This is a genomic window from Streptomyces sp. NPDC014882 (assembly GCF_043081325.1).
Classification (GTDB): domain Bacteria; phylum Actinomycetota; class Actinomycetes; order Streptomycetales; family Streptomycetaceae; genus Streptomyces.
Genome location: NZ_JBIBWL010000016.1, coordinates 1 through 19534, shown reverse-complemented (window position 1 = coordinate 19534; position 19534 = coordinate 1). Strand labels below are relative to the sequence as shown.

The 19534-nt window shown below is 72.4% G+C and carries 14 protein-coding genes and 1 pseudogene; 8 read left to right on the top strand and 7 right to left on the bottom strand.

The window, feature by feature from the left end:
* Positions 1–172 precede the first annotated feature (172 nt).
* Complete coding sequence (locus ACF09K_RS28995; RefSeq protein WP_392248209.1) at positions 173–1141, bottom strand: heme o synthase; 969 nt, start codon at positions 1139–1141, stop codon at positions 173–175.
* Positions 1142–1537: 396 nt separating this feature from the next.
* Between ACF09K_RS28995 and tkt the strand changes: the two genes are divergently transcribed.
* Genes tkt through pgl form a run of 5 tightly spaced genes read left to right on the top strand, consistent with a single transcriptional unit; the run spans position 1538 to position 8196 of the window.
* Positions 1538–3625, top strand: a complete 2088-nt coding sequence (gene tkt / locus ACF09K_RS28990; RefSeq protein WP_392248207.1) for a transketolase — start codon at positions 1538–1540, stop codon at positions 3623–3625.
* Positions 3626–3658: 33 nt separating this feature from the next.
* Complete coding sequence (gene tal / locus ACF09K_RS28985) at positions 3659–4777, top strand: transaldolase (protein WP_392248205.1); 1119 nt, start codon at positions 3659–3661, stop codon at positions 4775–4777.
* Between the two features lie 4 nt (positions 4778–4781).
* On the top strand, positions 4782–6305 hold the full coding sequence (gene zwf / locus ACF09K_RS28980) for a glucose-6-phosphate dehydrogenase (RefSeq protein ID WP_392248204.1): 1524 nt from the start codon (positions 4782–4784) through the stop codon (positions 6303–6305).
* A complete protein-coding gene (gene opcA, locus ACF09K_RS28975; RefSeq protein WP_392248202.1) occupies positions 6302–7417 on the top strand; it encodes a glucose-6-phosphate dehydrogenase assembly protein OpcA in 1116 nt (371 codons plus the stop codon). The genes zwf and opcA overlap by 4 nt, the downstream gene beginning before the upstream one ends.
* On the top strand, positions 7414–8196 hold the full coding sequence (gene pgl, locus ACF09K_RS28970; protein ID WP_392248200.1) for a 6-phosphogluconolactonase: 783 nt from the start codon (positions 7414–7416) through the stop codon (positions 8194–8196). The genes opcA and pgl overlap by 4 nt, the downstream gene beginning before the upstream one ends.
* A gap of 57 nt (positions 8197–8253) precedes the next feature.
* On the opposite strand, the gene ACF09K_RS28965 is transcribed toward pgl, so the two are convergent.
* From ACF09K_RS28965 to ACF09K_RS28945, 5 genes are all read right to left on the bottom strand, one after another.
* Entirely contained in the window at positions 8254–9093 is an 840-nt protein-coding gene (locus tag ACF09K_RS28965) for a carbohydrate ABC transporter permease (RefSeq protein WP_392248198.1), read from the bottom strand.
* Complete coding sequence (locus ACF09K_RS28960; protein ID WP_392248196.1) at positions 9090–10448, bottom strand: carbohydrate ABC transporter permease; 1359 nt, start codon at positions 10446–10448, stop codon at positions 9090–9092. The genes ACF09K_RS28965 and ACF09K_RS28960 overlap by 4 nt, the downstream gene beginning before the upstream one ends.
* Positions 10449–10454: 6 nt before the next feature.
* Positions 10455–11789: an ABC transporter substrate-binding protein gene (locus ACF09K_RS28955; protein ID WP_392248194.1), complete on the bottom strand. Its 1335-nt coding sequence runs from the start codon at positions 11787–11789 to the stop codon at positions 10455–10457.
* 56 nt (positions 11790–11845) lie between these two features.
* The gene (locus ACF09K_RS28950; protein WP_392248192.1) at positions 11846–13519 is read right to left on the bottom strand and encodes a glycoside hydrolase family 13 protein; all 1674 of its coding nucleotides are present in this window, start codon (positions 13517–13519) and stop codon (positions 11846–11848) included.
* 152 nt (positions 13520–13671) lie between these two features.
* On the bottom strand, positions 13672–14943 hold the full coding sequence (locus tag ACF09K_RS28945; RefSeq protein ID WP_392248190.1) for an ABC transporter substrate-binding protein: 1272 nt from the start codon (positions 14941–14943) through the stop codon (positions 13672–13674).
* 118 nt (positions 14944–15061) lie between these two features.
* On the opposite strand from ACF09K_RS28945, the gene ACF09K_RS28940 reads away from it, so the two are divergent.
* The 3 genes from ACF09K_RS28940 to ACF09K_RS28930 are packed head-to-tail and all read left to right on the top strand — an operon-like array spanning position 15062 to position 18644.
* On the top strand, positions 15062–15577 hold the full coding sequence (locus ACF09K_RS28940) for a PadR family transcriptional regulator (protein WP_392248188.1): 516 nt from the start codon (positions 15062–15064) through the stop codon (positions 15575–15577).
* Positions 15574–16323, top strand: a complete 750-nt coding sequence (locus ACF09K_RS28935) for an ABC transporter ATP-binding protein (RefSeq protein ID WP_392248187.1) — start codon at positions 15574–15576, stop codon at positions 16321–16323. The genes ACF09K_RS28940 and ACF09K_RS28935 overlap by 4 nt, the downstream gene beginning before the upstream one ends.
* A 38-nt stretch (positions 16324–16361) precedes the next feature.
* Positions 16362–18644, top strand: a complete 2283-nt coding sequence (locus tag ACF09K_RS28930; protein ID WP_392248185.1) for an FtsX-like permease family protein — start codon at positions 16362–16364, stop codon at positions 18642–18644.
* A gap of 62 nt (positions 18645–18706) precedes the next feature.
* Here ACF09K_RS28930 and ACF09K_RS28925 read toward each other — a convergent pair.
* A pseudogene (locus ACF09K_RS28925) lies at positions 18707–19534 on the bottom strand (glucose-6-phosphate isomerase); the annotation flags it as partial.

Below are 19534 nucleotides of genomic sequence, written 5' to 3'. Positions count from 1 at the left end.
GGGGGCCGGGGGGGGGGCGGGGGGCCCCCCAAGCGGGTTGGGGGCGGCCCGGGCCCTGGCGGCCCCGGGGGGGGGGGCCCCCCGGGGGGGGGGGGGGGGGGGCCCCCCCCCCCCCCCCCCCGGCCGCCGGACCGCTCAGGGTCTCAGGGAGGGGGCGTACGGGAGGGGGTCCTCACCGCAGGAAGGGGTCCACCGCGACCGCCACGAACAGCAGCGAGACGTAGGTGATGGACCAGTGGAACAGCCGCATCTCCTTCAGCTTGCCGCCCGTGGTCTCCGCCTTCGCGCGGTTCTGCAGGGAGTGCGCCTCCCACAGCCACCAGCCGCCGGCCGCGAGCGCGACCGTGGTGTAGAACCAGCCGGTGTAGCCGAGCGGGGTCAGCAGCAGCGAGACGGCGACCATCACCCAGCTGTAGATGACGATCTGCTTGGCGACCACCTTGTTGGAGGCGATGACCGGCAGCATCGGCACGCCCACGCGCGCGTAGTCCTCGCGCACCTTCATGGACAGCGGCCAGTAGTGCGGCGGGGTCCAGAAGAACATGACGAGGAAGAGGACGACCGGCGCCCAGGAGAGGGAGTCGGTGACGGCGGACCAGCCGATGAGGACCGGCATGCAGCCGGCGATGCCGCCCCAGACGATGTTCTGCGAGGTACGGCGCTTGAGCAGCATCGTGTAGACGACGACGTAGAAGAGGAGCGCGCCGAGGGCCAGCCAGGCGGACAGCCAGTTCACCGTGAGGCCGAACAGGAGGGTCGAGACGACCGCGAGGGTGATGCCGAAGGCGAGGCACTCGCGGGGGCTGACCATTCCGGTGACCAGCGGACGCTGCGAGGTGCGGTCCATCAGGGCGTCGATGTCGCGGTCGATGTACATGTTCAGCGCGTTGGCGCCGCCCGCGGAGAGATAGCCGCCCAGACAGGTGAGCAGCACCAGACCGAGGTCCGGCACCCCCTGCTGGGCCAAGAACATCACCGGAACGGTGGTGATCAGCAGCAGCTCGATGATCCGCGGCTTGGTCAGCGCCACGAACGCCATGACACGGGCCGCCACCGGCCGCCGGCTCGGGCTCTGGCTCGTCCCGATAACCCCCGCTGGACGGGATTCAACGGCCGTCACGCACACCCCTGACAGAGACATCCCAGCGAGCCCCTTCGCGTGTGAAGTACGGGTAAAGGCTCGCGCGTACCACGCCACTGTAGACGTTGCCCATACCCCGGGCTTCGCGGGGGTGGGTCGTGTTGGGGGCCGCGCCCGGCAGCCGTTCCGGTTCTCGTACGGAGGGGCGCTCATCGGTCGCACGGAGGCTCGATTGAGCGGTCGGATGAGCGGCTCCGTATTCATGTGTGGAGCGGGGCCCCGGCCGGTCGGGGGGCGAATCCCCGGATGGCCCGGCAGTCTGGAACGACTCGAAAAAACGCACGTCCCACGGGGGTAGGCTCGGCAGCGGCCGGTGGTCGTCTCGTCACCGGCAGCCGGTGGGCACGCGCCCGAAGCAACCGGTATTCGACATGTGGAGAGGAGCCCTGACCCAGGGTGAGCACCAAGCCGACCACCACAGACCTCGAGTGGACCGAATGGGACCAGCGGGCCGTCGACACCGCCCGCGTCCTGGCCGCCGACGCCGTACAGAAGGTCGGCAACGGCCATCCCGGTACGGCGATGAGCCTGGCGCCTGCCGCCTACACCCTCTTCCAGAAGGTGATGCGGCACGACCCCGCCGATGCCGACTGGGTCGGCCGCGACCGCTTCGTGCTGTCCGCGGGCCACTCGTCCCTGACTCTCTACACCCAGCTGTACCTGGCCGGCTTCGGCCTGGAGCTGGACGATCTGAAGGCCTTCAGGACGTGGGGCTCGAAGACCCCCGGTCACCCGGAGTACGGGCACACCGTGGGCGTGGAGACCACCACCGGTCCGCTGGGCCAGGGCGTCGCCAACGCGGTGGGCATGGCCATGGCCGCCCGCTACGAGCGCGGCCTGTTCGACCCGGAGGCCCCCGAGGGCGAGTCCCCCTTCGACCACTTCGTCTACTGCATCGCCGGTGACGGCTGCCTCCAGGAGGGCATCTCCGCCGAGGCGTCCTCGCTGGCCGGCCACCAGAAGCTCGGCAACCTGGTGCTGCTGTGGGACGACAACCACATCTCCATCGAGGGCGACACGGAGACGGCCGTCTCCGAGGACACGGTGAAGCGGTACGAGGCGTACGGCTGGCACGTGCAGCGCGTCGCCCCCAAGCCGGACGGCGACCTCGACCCGCACGCCCTCTACGACGCGATCGAGGCGGCGAAGCAGGTCACGGACCGGCCGTCCTTCATCGCGATGCGCTCGATCATCGCCTGGCCCGCCCCGAACGCGCAGAACACCGAGGCCGCGCACGGCTCGGCGCTCGGCGACGAGGAGGTCGCGGCCACCAAGCGCGTCCTGGGCTTCGACCCGGAGCGGTCCTTCGAGGTCGCGGACGAGGTCATCGCCCACACCCGGCAGGCACGGGAGCGCGGCGCCCAGGCGAAGGCGGAGTGGGAGAAGTCCTACCGGCTGTGGCGGGACGCCAACCCGGAGCGCGCGGCCGTGTACGACCGCGTCGCGGCGGCCGAGCTGCCGGCCGGCTGGGAGAAGCACGTCCCGGTCTTCGAGCCGGGCAAGGGCGTCGCCACCCGTGCCGCGTCCGGCAAGGTGCTCCAGGCGCTCGGCGCGGTCGTCCCGGAGCTGTGGGGCGGCTCGGCCGACCTGGCGGGCTCGAACAACACGACGATCGACAAGACGTCGTCGTTCCTGCCGGCGGGCAACCCGCTGCCGGAGGCGGACCCGTACGGCCGCACGGTGCACTTCGGCATCCGCGAGCACTCGATGGCCGCGGAGATGAACGGCATCGCCCTGCACGGCAACACCCGCGTCTACGGCGGCACCTTCCTGGTGTTCTCCGACTACATGCGCAACGCGGTCCGGCTGTCGGCCCTGATGCACCTGCCGGTGACGTACGTGTGGACGCACGACTCCGTCGGTCTCGGCGAGGACGGCCCCACCCACCAGCCGGTCGAGCACCTGGCCTCGCTGCGCGCGATCCCCGGCCTGAACGTGGTCCGCCCCGCCGACGCCAACGAGACCGCGATCGCCTGGCGCGAGATCCTCAGGCGCTACACCAAGGTCTTCGGCGAGGGCGCCCCGCACGGTCTGGTCCTCACCCGCCAGGGCGTGCCGACGTACGAGCCGAACGAGGACGCGGCCAGGGGCGGCTACGTCCTGGCCGAGGCCTCCACCGGGACACCCGAGCTGATCCTGATCGCGACCGGCTCCGAGGTGCACGTGGCCGTCGAGGCGCGCGAGCGCCTCGAAGCCGACGGCGTGCCGACGCGGGTCGTGTCGATGCCGTCCGTGGAGTGGTTCGAGGAGCAGGACCAGGGGTACCGGGACAGCGTGCTGCCGCCCTCCGTGAAGGCCCGGGTCGCCGTCGAGGCGGGTATCGGCCTCACCTGGCACCGGTACGTCGGGGACGCCGGCCGCATCGTTTCCCTGGAGCACTTCGGTGCTTCGGCCGACGGCAAGGTCCTCTTCCGCGAGTTCGGCTTCACTGCCGAGAACGTGGCCGACAAGGCCCGGGAATCCCTCGCGGCCGCCCAGCGCTGACGTCCGTACACGACACGTAGGAGATGTAATTCCATGACAGACGCACTCAAGCGCCTCTCCGAGGAGGGCGTCGCGATCTGGCTGGACGACCTGTCGCGCAAGCGGATCACGTCCGGCAACCTCGCCGAGCTGATCGACCAGCAGCACGTCGTGGGCGTCACCACCAACCCGTCCATCTTCCAGAAGGCGATCTCGCAGGGCGACGGTTACGACCAGCAGCTCTCCGACCTCGCCGCCCGCAAGGTCACCGTCGAAGAGGCCATCCGCATGATCACGACGGCGGACGTCCGTGACGCCGCCGACATCCTGCGCCCGGTCTTCGACGCCACCGGCGGCCAGGACGGCCGGGTGTCGATCGAGGTCGACCCGCGCCTCGCCCACGACACCAAGGCGACGGTCGCCGAGGCCAAGCAGCTGGCGTGGCTGGTCGACCGCCCCAACACGCTCATCAAGATCCCGGCCACGATGGGCGGCCTGCCGGCCATCACCGAGGTCGTCGGCCTGGGCATCAGCGTCAACGTCACGCTGATCTTCTCGCTGGAGCGCTACCGCAAGGTCATGGACGCCTACCTGGCCGGCCTGGAGAAGGCCAGGGAGCGCGGCCTGGACCTGTCGCTGATCCACTCGGTGGCGTCCTTCTTCGTGTCCCGCGTGGACACCGAGATCGACAAGCGGCTCGACGCACTCGGCACCGACGAGGCCAGGGCCGCCCGCGGCAAGGCCGGCGTCGCCAACGCCCGGCTCGCCTACCAGGCGTACGAGGAGGTCTTCTCCGGTGAGCGCTGGGGCGCCCTGGAGAAGGCGGGCGCGAACAAGCAGCGTGCCCTGTGGGCGTCGACCGGCGTGAAGGACCCGGCGTACCGCGACACGATGTACGTGGTCGACCTGGTCGCGCCGAACACGGTGAACACCATGCCCGAGGCGACCCTGTTCGCCACCGAGGACCACGGCGAGGTCACCGGCGACACCGTGGCCGGCACCTACGAGCAGGCCCGCGCCGACCTCGACGCGGTCGAGAAGCTCGGGATCGCGTACGACGACGTGGTGCAGCTCCTGGAGGACGAGGGCGTCGAGAAGTTCGAGGCGTCCTGGAACGACCTGCTCAAGTCGACCGAGGCGGAGCTCCAGCGCCTCGCCCCTTCGGAGGGCTGAGAATTTGTCGAGCAGCAACCCGCTGCGTGACCCCGCAGACCGACGGCTCCCGCGCATCGCGGGGCCGTCGGGCCTGGTCATCTTCGGTGTCACGGGCGATCTGTCGCGGAAGAAGCTGATGCCCGCGGTGTACGACCTCGCCAACCGGGGTCTGCTGCCGCCGGGCTTCTCGCTGGTCGGGTTCGCCCGCCGTGAATGGGCCCACGAGGACTTCGCCCAGGAGGTCCACGACGCGGTGAAGGAGCACGCCCGCACCCCCTTCCGCGAGGAGGTCTGGCAGCAGCTCATCCAGGGCATGCGCTTCGTGCAGGGCACCTTCGACGACGACGACGCCTTCGAGCGGCTCCGCTCGACGATCGACGAACTCGACAAGGCGCAGGGCACGGGCGGCAACTTCGCCTTCTACCTGTCGGTGCCCCCGGGCGCCTTCCCCGTGGTCATCCAGCAGCTGAAGAAGCACCGGCTGGCCGACCAGTCGAAGGGTTCCTGGCGGCGCGCGGTCATCGAGAAGCCGTTCGGCCACGACCTGAGGTCGGCCGAGGAGCTCAACGCGATCGTCCACGAGGTCTTCGCCCCGGACCAGGTGTTCCGCATCGACCACTACCTGGGCAAGGAGACCGTCCAGAACATCCTGGCGCTGCGCTTCGCCAACACGATGTTCGAGCCGATCTGGAACCGGTCCTTCGTGGACCACGTCCAGATCACCATGGCCGAGGACATCGGCATCGGCGGCCGGGCCGGCTACTACGACGGCATCGGCGCCGCCCGGGACGTCATCCAGAACCACCTCCTGCAGCTGATGGCGCTGACCGCGATGGAGGAGCCCGCCTCCTTCGACGCGGACGCGCTCGCCGCGGAGAAGACCAAGGTGCTCGGTGCCGTCCGGCTGCCGAAGGACCTGGGCGCCGCCACCGTGCGCGGTCAGTACGCGGCCGGCTGGCAGGGCGGCGAGAAGGCGGTCGGCTACCTCCAGGAGGAGGGCATCGACCCCCGGTCGAAGACCGACACCTACGCGGCCATCAAGCTGGAGGTGGACAACCGCCGCTGGGCGGGCGTCCCCTTCTACCTGCGCACCGGCAAGCGCCTGGGCCGCCGCGTCACCGAGATCGCGGTCGTCTTCCAGCGCGCCCCGCACTCCCCCTTCGACCACACGGCGACGGAGGAGCTGGGCAAGAACGCGATCGTCATCCGGGTCCAGCCCGACGAGGGCGTCACCGTCCGCTTCGGCTCCAAGGTGCCCGGCACCTCCATGGAGATCCGGGACGTGTCGATGGACTTCGCCTACGGCGAGTCCTTCACGGAGTCCAGCCCGGAGGCGTACGAGCGGCTCATCCTGGACGTGCTGCTCGGCGACTCGAACCTCTTCCCGCGCACCGAGGAGGTCGAGCTGTCCTGGAAGATCCTCGACCCGATCGAGCAGTACTGGGACGCGCACGGCACGCCGGCCCAGTACCCGTCCGGTACCTGGGGACCCGTCGAGGCGGACGAGATGCTCGAACGAGACGGACGGAGCTGGCGGCGGCCATGAAGATAGACCTCACGGACACCACGGCCAGCAAGATCAACAAGGCGCTGGTGAAGGGCCGCCGGGCCATCGGCACGCCGGCCGTGGGCATGGTGCTCACGCTGGTCATCGTCACGGACGAGGAGAACGCGTACGACGCGCTCAAGGCCGCGGGCGACGCGTCGCGCGAGCACCCCTCGCGCACGCTCGTGGTGATCAAGCGCGTCTCCCGCTCCCCGCGCGACCGCACCCAGTCCCGCCTGGACGCCGAGGTGCGGGTGGGCGCGGACGCGGGCACCGGCGAGACGGTCGTCCTGCGGCTGTACGGCGAGGTGGCCGACCACGCGCAGTCGGTGGTGCTGCCGCTGCTGCTGCCGGACGCGCCCGTCGTCGCCTGGTGGCCGGTGAACGCGCCGCTCGACCCGGCCTCCGACCCGCTCGGGGCGCTGGCCCAGCGCCGCGTCACCGACACCTACGCCGCCGAGCAGCCGGTGCGGGACCTGACGGCCCGTTCCGGGACCTACGCCCCCGGCGACACCGACCTGTCGTGGACCCGCATCACGCCGTGGCGTTCGATGCTGGCCGCGGCTCTCGACCAGGTCACCTGCGAGGTCGAGTCGGTCGAGGTGGAGGGCGAGGAGTTCAACCCGAGCTGCGAGCTGCTGGCGATGTGGCTCGGCGACCGGCTGGACGTGCCCGTCCGGCGCTCGCTGTCCGGCGGGCCGGGCCTCACGGCCGTACGGCTGTCGACGACCTGCGGTCCGATCGTGCTGGACCGGGCCGACGGTTCGCTGGCCACCCTGTCCATCGAGGGGCAGCCCGACCGTGCGGTGGCGCTCAAGCGCCGGGAGACGGCGGAGCTGATCGCGGAGGAGCTGCGGCGGCTCGACCCGGACGACACCTACGCGTCGGCGCTGCGGTTCGGGGTGGAGCGGTTGCACACCCCGGCCGACAAGGGTGACCGGGACGCCGGGGGTTCCGTCGCCGCGGAACCGCCGGCCGACGCTTCCGAAGCCGTCGCCAAAGGAGAACCGGGAGGACCGGGCGCGGTCCCCACTCCCCTCGAAGTGGCCGCGAAAGCACCCGCGGGGGAAGCGGCGGCGCCGGCCCCGGTGAAGAAGGCGGCCGCGAAGTGAGTGCGCCCCAGCTCGTCGTGCACCGCGACAAGGATCTGATGGCCCGGGCCGCCGCGGCCCGCCTCATCACGAGGATCGTGGACGCGCAGGCCTCCCGGGGCCACGCGTCCGTGGTCCTCACCGGCGGCCGCAACGGCAACGGCCTGCTGGCCGCGCTGGCGGCGGCCCCCGCCCGCGACGCCGTGGACTGGGGCCGGCTCGACCTGTGGTGGGGCGACGAGCGGTTCCTGCCCGAGGGCGATCCGGACCGCAACGTCACGCAGGCCCGCGAGGCCCTGCTGGACTCCGTGCCCCTGGACCCGGAGCGCGTGCACGCCATGCCCGCGTCGGACGGTCCCCACGGCGGCGACGTGGAGGAGGCCGCGGCCGGCTACGCCGAGGAGCTGGCCCGCGCGGCCGGTCCGCAGGACCACGGCCGCGTGCCCGCCTTCGACGTCCTGATGCTGGGCGTCGGTCCGGACACCCACGTGGCCTCGCTCTTCCCCGAGCTGCCGGCCGTGCGGGAGACCGAGCGCACGGTGGTCGGCGTGCGCGGCGCGCCCAAGCCGCCGCCGACCCGCACCACCCTCACCCTTCCGGCGATCCGGGCGGCGCGTGAGGTGTGGCTGCTGGCGGCCGGCGAGGACAAGGCGCAGGCGGCGGCCATCGCCCTGTCGGGCGCGGGCGAGATCCAGGCGCCGGCGGCCGGGGCGCGGGGCCGCGCCCGCACCCTGTGGCTGCTGGACGCGGCGGCGGCGTCGCGGCTGCCGCGTTCGCTGTATCCGCCGGCTTCGCCCTGAGACGAGCGGGGGCGGCGGGCTTCTCCGCGAAGCCCGCCGCCCCCGCTCGTCGGCCGGTCATTTCACCGAGCCGGCCATCACTCCCTGCACGAAGTGCTTCTGGAACGCGAAGAACACGGCGACCGGTACCACCAGGGACAGGAAGGCCCCCGGCGCCAGTACGTCGATGTTGCTGCCGAACTGCCGTATCTGCGACTGGAGTTGCACCGTCAGCGGCTGTGCGGAGCCGTCGGCGAAGAGCAGGGCGACCAGCATGTCGTTCCACACCCACAGGAACTGGAAGATGGCGAGGCTGGCCAGGGCCGGCCGGGCCACCGGCAGGACGAGGCGGGTGAAGATCCGCCATTCGCCGCCCCCGTCCATCCGGGCCGCCTCCAGCATCTCCTTCGGTATCTCGGCGAAGTAGTTGCGCAGCAGGAACACCGCGAACGGCAGGCCGTACGCCACATGGAAGAGGACGACGCCGGGGATCGTGCCGAACAGGCCCAGTTGTCCGAAGAGTTTGGCGACGGGCAGCAGACCGATCTGCACCGGCACCACCAGCAGGGCGACCACGCCGAGGAAGACGGCCTCCCGTCCGGGGAAGTCGAGCCAGGCGAAGGCGTACCCGGCGAGCGCCGCGAGGACCACGACCAGGACGGTCGTGGGGACCGAGATGAGGACGGTGTTCCAGAACGCCTGGGTGATGCCGTCGTTCCCCAGCAGCTGGGAGTAGTTGTCGAAGGACAGCTGGCCGGGGGCGGCGAAGACCGTCCACCAGCCGCCCCGGGCGGTGTCCTCGGCCGACCGCAGCGAGGACAGGAACAGTCCCGCGAGCGGGGTGACCCAGACCAGGCCGATCACCACGAGGACGGCCTGCACGAGCCCGTTGCCGAGGCCGCGCCGTACCGCGTTCATCGCTGACTCCTTCGGAAGCGGCGGACGTTGAAGACCATCGCCGGGACGACGAGGAGCAGGAGCAGCACGCCGAGCGCGCTGCCGAGGCCCTGGTTGTTGCCGCCGCCGAACGACACCAGCCACATCTGCGTCGCGAGGACGGTCGCGTCCTCCTGCACCGGCCCGGGCGCGATGATGTAGACGAGGTCGAAGACCTTCATCACGTTGATCACGAGCGTCACGAAGACGACGGTGAGGACGGGGGCCAGCAGCGGGACGGTGATCCGGCGGAAGATCTGCCACTCGTTCGCGCCGTCCATCCGGGCCGCCTCCAGGGCGTCCCGCGGCAGGGTGGAGAGCCCGGCGCCGATCAGCACCATGGCGAAGCCGGTCCAGATCCACAGGTACGCCCCGATGATCGCGGGAGTCACCAGCGCGGGCCCGAGCCAGGAGATCCCGTCGTAGGGGGGCGCGAAGTTGGATGCCGGGAGCCGCACGGTGTACGGGCCGGCGTCCAGTCCGGTGAAGCGGAAGGAGCCGTCGGAGGCCGTGGTGGTGGTCGCGGCCGTCCGTCCGTCGCGCACCGCCTCGACCGTCATCCGCGGCAGTCCGCTCTCCCGCCGGTCGACCTCGCCCGGTCTCCCTCCGCCGCCCGGCGTGAAGTCGAGGTAGACCACGCCGCGCAGTTCGTCCGGCGCGGCCGTGCGGCCGGCGGCCCCGGCGGCGGGGCGGGTGCCGGCGGGCAGGTCCTTGGGCGGGACGCCGACCAGCGGAAGCGTCACCGAGTCGCCCGGGGACACGCTCGCGCCGGTCCGGTACGAGCCGTCCGCCGCCCGGGTGAGTCCCTGGCCGTCGCGCGCCCGGGCCGTCGGGTAGGCCGACGTGTCCGCGAACGCGTCGTGGACGGAGACGGCGGCGGCGTTCAGGACGCCCTTGTCGGGGTCCTCCTCGTAGGCGAGGCGGAAGATGATGCCGGCGGCGAGGAAGGACACCGCCATCGGCATGAACAGCAGCAGCTTGAAGGCGGTGGCCCAGCGCACCTTCTCCACCAGTACGGCGAGGACGAGGCCGAGGCCGGTGAGCAGGGCGGGCGCCACGACGACCCAGATCGCCGTGTTGCGCACGGCCTTGACGGTGGCCGGGTCGCGGAACATCTCGGTGTAGTTCTCGGCGCCGACGAACCGGGTGCCGGAGGCGTCGAAGAGGCTGCGGCCGACGGAGAACAGCACCGGGTAGACGACGAGGGCGCCCAGCAGGAGCAGCGCGGGGAGGGCGAACAGCAGGGCGACGATCCGTCCCCGCCGGCGCAGGCGCCGCGCGCGGTCGGCGGGGCCGACGGGCGGCGGAGCCGCCTCTTTCACGAGGGTCGCGGTCATGGCCGGTCAGCCCTTGTAGGCCTTGGCCGCAGCGGCCTCCAGCGCGGCCGCGGCCGCCTTCGGGTCGGACGGGTCGCGCAGGAAGTCCTGGAGCAGCTTCCACTCCCCCGCGCCCTTCGTGCCGCCGAACGCCGCCGGTGCCTGGTCCGACATGTCGAAGCGCACCGAGTCCCCGTTCCCGGCGTCGATGAGGGACTTGGCGGTGGCGCGGGTGACGTCGTCGCCGTAGGAGCCGAGGTCGAGCTTCTTGTTCGGGGACAGGAAGCCACCCGCCCGCGCCCACACGGCGGCGGCCTCGGGGGTGGCCAGGTACTCCAGGAGGGCCATGCCCGCCTCGGCGTTCTTGCCGTCCTTGAGGACGACCGCCGCGTCGCCGCCGCTGACCACGGGCGCCTCGCCGCCGCCGACCGCCGGGAACGGGAAGAAGTCCGCGTCCTTGCCGATCTCCTTGCCGAACTGGTCCTTGGCGACGCCCGCGACGAAGTCGCCCTCGTAGACCATGCCCGCCTCGGGCTTCGGCCCGAACACCTTCTCCACGGAGCCCGGGAAGTCGGTGTTGAGGGCGCCCTTCTGGCCGCCGGCCAGCAGCTGCCTGTCCTTGAAGAGCTTGCCGAGCGTGGTGAGCGCCTCGACGACCGAGGGGTCGGTCCACTTCAGCTCGTGGGCGGCGAGGGCGTCGTACTTCTCGGGTCCGGCCTGGGAGAGGTAGATGTTCTCGAACCAGTCGGTGAGGGTCCAGCCGTCCTGCCCGGCGACCGAGAAGGCGGCCAGGCCGGAGTCGGAGACGGTGTGTCCGGCCTTCAGCAGGTCGTCGTAGGTCGTCGGCGGCTCGACCCCGGCCTGGGTGAGGGCGTCGGGGCTGTACCAGACCGTCGACTTGTGGGCGGCCTTGAAGTAGAGGCCGTAGAGGGTGCCGTCGACGCTGCCGTACGTCTTCCAGACGGGGGCGAAGTCGGCGTCGACGGCCTTCTCGGCGGTGGTGGACAGCGGCTTGAGCCAGCCGTTCCCGGCGAACTGCTGGAGCACGCCGACCTGCGGGACCATGACCACGTCGGGGGCGTTGCCGCCCTCGATCTTGCTGCCCACGACGGTGGAGACGTTGTCGCCGGTGGAGATGAACCGGGTCTTCGCGCCGGTCTTCTCGGCGAACGCGTCCAGCACCTTCTGGAAGTTCTTCTGCTCGCTGCCGGACCAGACGCCGGCGACGGTGACGGTCTGGCCGTCGAGGGACTTGTCCCCGCCGCCCGCCGATACCGGGTCGTCCGAGCCGCAGGCGGTGGCGCCGAACGTCAGGGCGAGGGCGGTGCAGCCGGTGAGGAGGGTCGTACGTCGTCGCATCATCGTTGATGTCCCTTCGGGAGGTGGGGCGTTGACGGAAGGCGGGTCGCCGGCCGGATTCAGAGGTCGCCGAGCCACCAGGCGGCGGTGGAGCCGGGCAGGACGCCGGCCGGGCAGGGGTCGCTGGACAGCAGGGGGGTGCCGGGGGCCGGCGCGGGGGTGGGAGCCGTGCCGAAGTTGACGGCGCAGACGAGTCCGTCACCGCGGGCGAAGGCGAGCACGTCGGGCGGGGAGTCCAGCCAGCGCAGCGTGCCCTCGCCCAACTGGGGCAGCGCGGAACGGAGCTGGAGGCCGTCGCGGTAGAGGTGCCAGAAGGAGCGGGTGTCGGCGAGGGCGCGGTCGGTGGCGTGCTCGGCGAAGTAGTCCGGCTGCGGCAGCCACGGCTTGGCGCCCTCCGCCCCGGAGGTGAAGCCGAACGGCGAGGCCTGGCCCGACCAGGGCAGCGGGACGCGGCAGCCGTCGCGGATCCGGGCACGGCTGCCGGTGCGCCGGAAGATCGGGTCGGTCAGCACGTCGTCGGGCAGGTCGACGACCTCGGGCAGACCCAGTTCCTCGCCCTGGTAGATGTACGCCGCGCCGGGCAGCGCCAGCATCAGCAGGGCGGCGGCACGGGCCCGGGAGGTGCCGAGTCCGCTGCCGCCGGCGGCGGGTTCGCCGTAGCGGGTGACGGTGCGGACCTGGTCGTGGTTGTTGAGGACCCAGGTGACCGTCGAGCCCGTGCCGGCGATGTCCTGCATGGCCTCGGAGACGACCTTGCGGAAGGCGTCGGCGCTCCAGGGGGCGCTCAGCAGGTCGAAGAAGAAGGCCTGGTGCAGTTCGTCCGGGCGGACGTAGCGGGCGTGTTCGCGTGCGGTGGGGACGGAGACCTCGCCGACGAGGAGGCGTTCGCGGCCGTCGCGGGCGGTGTACTCCTCGCAGACCGCCCGCCAGTGCCGCCACACGTCGTGCACCTCGGGCCGGTTCCAGGCGAGCGGGTTGACCGAGTCACGGGTTCGGGCGTCGGCCTCGGGGTCCGGGGAGTCGGGCAGGTCCGGGTGCTTGAAGAGACCGGCGGCGACGTCGATGCGGAAGCCGTCGACGCCCCGGTCCAGCCAGAAGCGCAGGACCCGGTCGAACTCGGCGGCCACCTCGGGGGTGCGCCAGTTCCAGTCGGGCTGTTCGGGGGTGAACATGTGCAGGTACCACTGGCCGGGGCGGCCGTCCGGCTCGGTCACCCGGCTCCAGGCCGGGCCGCCGAACATGGCGTGCCAGTTGTTGGGCGGCTCGCAGCCGCCGGGGCCGCGGCCGTCGGCGAAGTGGAAGCGGGCGCGGGCCGGGCTGCCGGGCCCGGCGGCGAGTGCCTCGCGGAACCAGGGGTGCTCGCTGGAGCAGTGGTTCGGCACGACGTCCAGGAGCACCTTGACGCCGAGCCGCCGGGCGGCGGCCACCAGCAGGTCGAATTCGGCGAGGTCGCCGAAGAGCGGGTCGACGTCGCAGTAGTCGGCCACGTCGTAGCCGTGGTCGTGCTGCGGTGAGGGATAGAAGGGGCTCAGCCAGATCCCGTCCACGCCGAGCTTCCTGAGGTACGGCAGTCCGGCCCGGACGCCGGCGAGGTCGCCGACGCCGTCGCCGGTGCTGTCCAGGAAGCTGCGGACGTACACCTGGTAGATCACTGCGTCGCGCCACCAGTGGCGGGTGTCGATGCGCTGGAGAGTCACCCCGTTGACCTGTCTGTGCGAGCTGACGTTATGCATGCATGTTAAGTAGGCGAGTCGAGAGGGTGTCAACGAGCGGGCAGACGTTACCGAGGAGTTGCCCCGACAAAAGACCACTTAACGGGGCGGGATGCGAACAGATGAGATCCGCGCGTTACCTAACAAGTAACTAGGGAGGGTTCCGGCGGGGTCTACCGGGAGGAGACGGCGGCGAGCTCCCGCGCCAGCCGGCGCACCGCGGCCTCGGGCGTCTCGCGCCCGGTCATCGCGTCCCGCACGACCGCCTGCACCACCAGACTCACCTGGTCGTAGCGCGCGCTCTTGGGCCGCGGCGCGGCGGCCAGGACGCTCTGGCGCAGGGTCGGCAGGTAGGGGAAGTCGCGGACCAGCGCGGGGTCCTCGTACAGCGCGGCGCGCACGGGCGGCAGGGCGCCGCGGGTCAGGACCCGGCGCTGGACGGGCTCGCTGGTGAGGTAGGCGATCAGCCGCGCCGCCGAGTCGGGGTGCCGGGCGTGGGTGTTGACGGCCAGGTTGGAGCCGCCGAGGACGCTGGTGCCCGGGCCGTCGGGCCCCGGCAGCGGTACGGCGCCGACCCGCCCGGCCACCCGCGACCCCTCGGCGGAGGCGGCGACGTAGGCGTACGGCCAGTTGCGCAGGAAGAGGAGCCGGCCCTCCTGGAAGGCCCGCTTGGACTCCTCCTCCTTGTACGTCAGCGCCTCTTCGGGTATCCAGCCCTCGCGCACACCGCGGGCGAGGAAGGCGATGCCCTCGCGGGCGCCCGCCGAGTTCACGGTGACGCGGGACCCCTCGTCGCCGAGGATGGTGCCGCCCGCCGAGTAGACGGCCTCGGCGGCGTTGACGGTCAGGCCCTCGTACGGCAGGAACTGCCCGGCGTAGCCGTCGAGTCCGTGCTTCGGGGCGACGGTCCTCGCGGCCCGCTCCAGTTCGGCCCAGGTGCGCGGCGGCGGGACGCCCTCCGCGGCGAGGACGTCCCGGCGGTAGAGGAGGAGCCCGGCGTTCGTGACGTACGGGACGGCGTAGAGCCGTCCGTCGTAGGTCGCCGTGTCCACCACCGGCGGCAGGAAGGTCCGCAGGGGGAAGCGGTCGCGGGGCAGCGGCCGGATCCAGCCCGCGGCGGCGAACTCCGGCGTCCAGTTGACGTCGATGTTGAGGACGTCGAAGCGGCCGCGGTCGCCGCCGCGCAGGTCGGTGGTCATCTGCGCGTGGGTCTCGTCGGCGGAGTCCGGCAGCTCGACCAGGGTGACCCGCTCGCCGGGGTGGGTGCGGTTCCAGTCCTCCAGCAGCGGGCCGAGGTAGCCGGTGAGGTCTCCGGCGGTGGCGAGGGTCAGCGGGCCCCGGCCCGGCGCGCTCCCCGCGCCCGCTCCGGCGCCCGAGGCGACGTGGCCTGTGAGGATCACGACGAGGACGAGGAGGCCCCTACCGGCGGCGTGCATCCACCGCATAGGTTCCCTCCTGTGCACCGGCACGGGCGTCGTCGCCCGGTCAGAGGCCATGTATACCCGTTAGGTATGCGCGATACTAGGGCCTGGAGCACATTCGAGGACGAGGAGGACAGCACGAGTGCGCCTGCCCCTCCTGGCCCTTCTCGCGCGCGGGCCCGCCCACGGCTACGAGCTCAAGCAGGACCTTGAGCAACTGCTGGGCTCCGCGTACCCTCAGCCGAACGTCGGCCAGATCTACGTCACCCTGGGCCGTCTCGAGAAGACGGGCCTGATCGAGGGCGAAGAGGTCGAGCAGTCGAGCCGGCCCAACAAGAAGATCTACCACCTCACCGACGCCGGACGGGACGCGCTGAGCGCCTGGTACGAGGAGACGGCGGACGAGCCGCGCGTGCGGGACGAGTTCTTCATGAAACTGGCCCTCGCCCCGCAGACCGGCCTCGCCGACCAGATCGCCCTGATCAACAGGCAGCGGCGCCAGTACCTCAACACCATGCGCAGCCTGTCGAAGCTGGCGGCCGCCGAGAACCGCGACAACCGCATCTCCCAGTTGCTGATCGAGGGCGCGATGCTGCATCTGCAGGCCGACCTCGACTGGCTGGAGCGGTGCCAGGAAGAGCTGGAGGAGACGGAGTGAACGACAGCCCCGTTCCCGTGCTGCGCGCCGAGGGCCTGGTCAAGACGCACCACGGCGAGGGCGCCCCGGCGCACGCCGTGCGCGGCGTCGACCTGTGCGTGCGCCGGGGCGAGTTCGTGGCGGTCACCGGCCCCTCCGGCGCCGGGAAGTCCACCCTGCTGCATCTGCTCGGCGGACTCCAGCGGCCCGACGGCGGCAGCCTCTGGCTGGACGGCGAACGCACCGACGCCTACAGCGAGGCGCGCTGGGCGGTCGAGCGCAGGAAACGCATCGGCATCGTCTTCCAGTTCTTCAACCTGGTCTCCAACCTGTCGGTCGCCGACAACGTCGAACTGCCCGCGCTGCTCGCCGGCCTCTCCCCCCGGCAGGCGCGCGCCGAGCGGGAGGGGCTGCTGGCCGAGCTGGGGCTGGCCGGCAAGGACCGGAGCATGCCGGGCGAGCTGTCCGGCGGCGAGCAGCAGCGGGTCGCGCTGGCCCGCGCGCTGGTCAACCGGCCGCCCCTGCTCCTCGCCGACGAGCCCGCCGGCAGCCTGGACAGCAAGGGCACCCGAGAGGTGATGCGGCTGCTGTCCCGCTTCCACCGGCGCGGCCAGACGATCGTGCTGGTCACCCATGACGCACGGCTGGCGAGCGCCGCCGACCGGGTGATCAGTTTCTTCGACGGCCGGATAGCCGACGACGCGGAACTCGACGGCACGCCGTCCCGCGGCCCCGGTATCTCCGGCGTGCTGGAACTGAAGGACTGACATGCGCCCGTACGACGATCCCCGGAGGGGCTGAGACGGTGCGAGCAACCCTGCGCTGGGCCCACTCCGATCTGCGCGCCCACCGCGGCGAGGCGTTGTTCCTGGTGCTCGCCACGGCGGGCATCGTCGCCTCGCTGCTGCTGGCCGCCGCCCTGTTCGGGTACGCCACCAACCCCTGGCAGCGGGTGTTCACGCAGGCGCGCGGCGCGCACGTGTGGCTGCACACCGGGCCGGCCGCCGCCACGGACGGGCTCGCGGCGCTGGACGGCGTCGAGTCCGTCGCCGGCCCCTACCCGGTCGCCTCCGCCACCGTGACCTCCCGCGGCGCCCGCGCCTCCGTCGAACTGCGCGGCACCCCCGGACCGCCCGCCGTGGGCCGGCCGCTGCTCACCGCCGGTCACTGGCTGGACCCGGCGGTACCCGACGGGGCCGTCCTGGACGGCCGTCTCGCCCGCGCCCTGGTGGCCGAGCCCGGTGACACCCTCGGCCTGCCCGGCACCCCGCGGAGACTGACCGTCCTCGGCATCGCCGACAGCGCCGAACCGCGCTACCGCCCCGGCGACCGGCCCGGCCTGGTCTGGGTGCTCCCCTCCGCCGTGCCGGAGCCGGACGGCCGGGTGACCGGCCTGCGGCTGACCGATCCCGACGACACCGACTACGCCGTCCAGCGCGCCGTCACCGTCCTGGGCGCCGGCACGGTCGGCGAGGTCTCCACCTGGCAGCAGGCCCGCGCCGAGGCGCAGGGCGACAACCGGCTGCTCGGGCAGGTGCTGGGACTGTTCGGCCTGGGCGCCCTGGCCGCCGCCGGACTCGCCGTGCACGGGGCGATCGGCACCCGGATCCGCGGACACCTGCGGGACATCTCGGTGCTGAAGGCGATCGGCTTCACACCGGGCCAGGTGGTGCGGATCTTCCTGCTCCAGCACATCGCCTACGCCCTGCTGGGCGCCGCGGCCGCGGCGACGCTCGTCCAGGCGCTGGGCAGCCGTGTGCCCGGGCGGCTGGGGGACGCCGTCGGCGTGTGGCAGGGACTGCCCGGACACGCGGTGGCGCTGCTCTCGGTGCCGGTGGCGGTGGTGCTGTTCATCGGGGCGACGACCGGGCTCGCCGCCTGGCGTGCGGGGCGGGTGCCCCCGGTGCCGGTACCGCGGCCGGCCGCTCCGGCCGGCGGGAGGCTGTCGGGGGTGGCGCGCCGCGCGCTGGGGCTGCGGCTGCCGCCGGCGCTGGTCCTCGGCTGGCACACGGCGTTCGCCCGGCGGCCGCGCTCCGTGGCGACGGTGGCCCGGCTGGCGCTGCCGCTGCTGCTGATCGTGGTGACGCTGAGCGCCTGGACCACCATCGACCGCTTCCGCACCAGCCCCGAGGAGACGGGCCTGCCGACCGCGCTCACCGTCCACGCCGACGCCGGCCCGTCCGACCGGGAGACCCGCGCCCTGCTGGAGCGCGACCCCGAGGTCGCCGCCGCGTACCCGGGCGTGGAGGTGGCCGCCCTGGTGCCCGGCCAGACGGCCACGATCGCCCTGCGCGGCCTCGGCACCCGCCGGGACCCCTACCCGTACACCCTGGCCGAGGGCCGCCCCGCCCACGGCCGCGACGAGGCGGTGGCCGGGCAGGGGCTGCTCGACCTGCTGGACGTGCGCGTCGGCGACTGGGTGCGGATGACCGTGGGCGAGCAGCCGCAGATCCTGCACATCGTGGGCCGCAGCATCGAGCCGGAGAACGCCGGCCGGACCATCTCCACCTCGCTGGACACCCTCCGCGAGAACGACCCGGGGCTGGGTCCGACGCTGTACCAGCTGCGGCTGCGGCCCGGCGCCGACCCCGGCGCGGTGGCCGGGCGGCTGACCGCGGCCGGGCAGGGACGGCTGGACGTGCACGCCGTGACGAACCCGGCGGACGGGCTGTCCCCGCTGCGGGGGGTCTTCGCGGGCCTGATCGCCGTGCTCGCCCTGATCGGGCTCATCGAGCTGCTCACCACGATCGGCGGCACGGTGCGCGAGGGCGAGCGGGACCTGCTGGCGCTCAAGGCCATCGGCCTGTCCCCACGCCAGATCACCGCGATCACGGTGACGGCCACCGGCTGCACCGCCCTGGCCGCGGTCCTCGTCGGGACCGCGCTGGGCACGCCGCTCGCCCGCTGGCTGATCGACGCCCAGGGCAGGTCGAGCGGCATCGGCGCCGGGATCGCCCACGGCCCGTCGCCGGTCCTGCTGCTGCTGTTCGGCGCCGCCGCGGTGCTGGGGGCCGTCGCGCTCGCCGCCGTGCCGGCGGCCCGCGCCGCCCGCCGGCGACTGGCCGACACGCTGAGCGCGGTGACCTGAGGGCGCCGGGACCGGTCGCGGCGGGACGGGGCGCCCGGTCCCGTCCCGCCGCGCCGTGGTCCCTACCGGCCGCGCAGTTCGCGGTACGTCGCGACGAGGGCCTTCGTGGAGGTGTCGAGGCCGGGGACGTCGGTGCCCTCGGTCAGTGCGGGTTCGACGCGCTTGGCGAGGACCTTGCCCAGTTCCACGCCCCACTGGTCGAAGGAGTCGATGTCCCAGACCGCGCCCTGGACGAACACCTTGTGCTCGTACAGGGCGATGAGCTGACCGAGCACCGACGGCGTCAGCTCCGCCGCCAGGATGGTGGTGGTGGGGTGGTTGCCGCGGAACGTCTTGTGGGCCACCAGCTCCTCCGGCACCCCCTCGCCGCGCACCTCCTCGGGGGTCTTGCCGAAGGCCAGCGCCTGGGTCTGCGCGAAGAAGTTCGCCATCAGCAGATCGTGCTGGGCGGCCAGTTCCTCGCTCAGCTCGCCCACCGGACGGGCGAAACCGATGAAGTCCGCCGGGATCAGCTTCGTCCCCTGGTGGATCAACTGGTAGTAGGCGTGCTGCCCGTTGGTGCCCGGCGTGCCCCACACCACCGGACCCGTCTGCCACCCCACCGGCCGCCCGTCACGGGTGACGGACTTGCCGTTGGACTCCATGTCCAGCTGCTGCAGATACGCCGTGAACTTCGACAGGTAGTGGCTGTAGGGCAGCACCGCGTGCGACTGCGCGCCCAGGAAGTTGCCGTACCAGATGCCCAGCAGCCCCAGCAGCAGCGGCGCGTTCGCCTCCGCCGGCGCCGTGCGGAAGTGCTCGTCGACGATCCGGAAACCCTCCAGCATCTCGCGGAACCGGTCCGCACCCACGGCGATCATCAACGACAGCCCGATCGCCGAGTCGAAGGA

What these genes read in the sequence shown, in the direction of transcription:
- ACF09K_RS28995 (WP_392248209.1), bottom strand. Translation starts at nt 1,141, where the DNA reads ATGTCTCTGTCAGGGGTGTGCGTGACGGCCGTTGAATCCCGTCCAGCG.
- tal (WP_392248205.1), top strand. Translation starts at nt 3,659, where the DNA reads ATGACAGACGCACTCAAGCGCCTCTCCGAGGAGGGCGTCGCGATCTGG.
- opcA (WP_392248202.1), top strand. Translation starts at nt 6,302, where the DNA reads ATGAAGATAGACCTCACGGACACCACGGCCAGCAAGATCAACAAGGCG.
- ACF09K_RS28965 (WP_392248198.1), bottom strand. Translation starts at nt 9,093, where the DNA reads ATGAACGCGGTACGGCGCGGCCTCGGCAACGGGCTCGTGCAGGCCGTC.
- ACF09K_RS28960 (WP_392248196.1), bottom strand. Translation starts at nt 10,448, where the DNA reads ATGACCGCGACCCTCGTGAAAGAGGCGGCTCCGCCGCCCGTCGGCCCC.
- ACF09K_RS28955 (WP_392248194.1), bottom strand. Translation starts at nt 11,789, where the DNA reads ATGATGCGACGACGTACGACCCTCCTCACCGGCTGCACCGCCCTCGCC.
- ACF09K_RS28950 (WP_392248192.1), bottom strand. Translation starts at nt 13,519, where the DNA reads ATGCATAACGTCAGCTCGCACAGACAGGTCAACGGGGTGACTCTCCAG.
- ACF09K_RS28945 (WP_392248190.1), bottom strand. Translation starts at nt 14,943, where the DNA reads ATGCGGTGGATGCACGCCGCCGGTAGGGGCCTCCTCGTCCTCGTCGTG.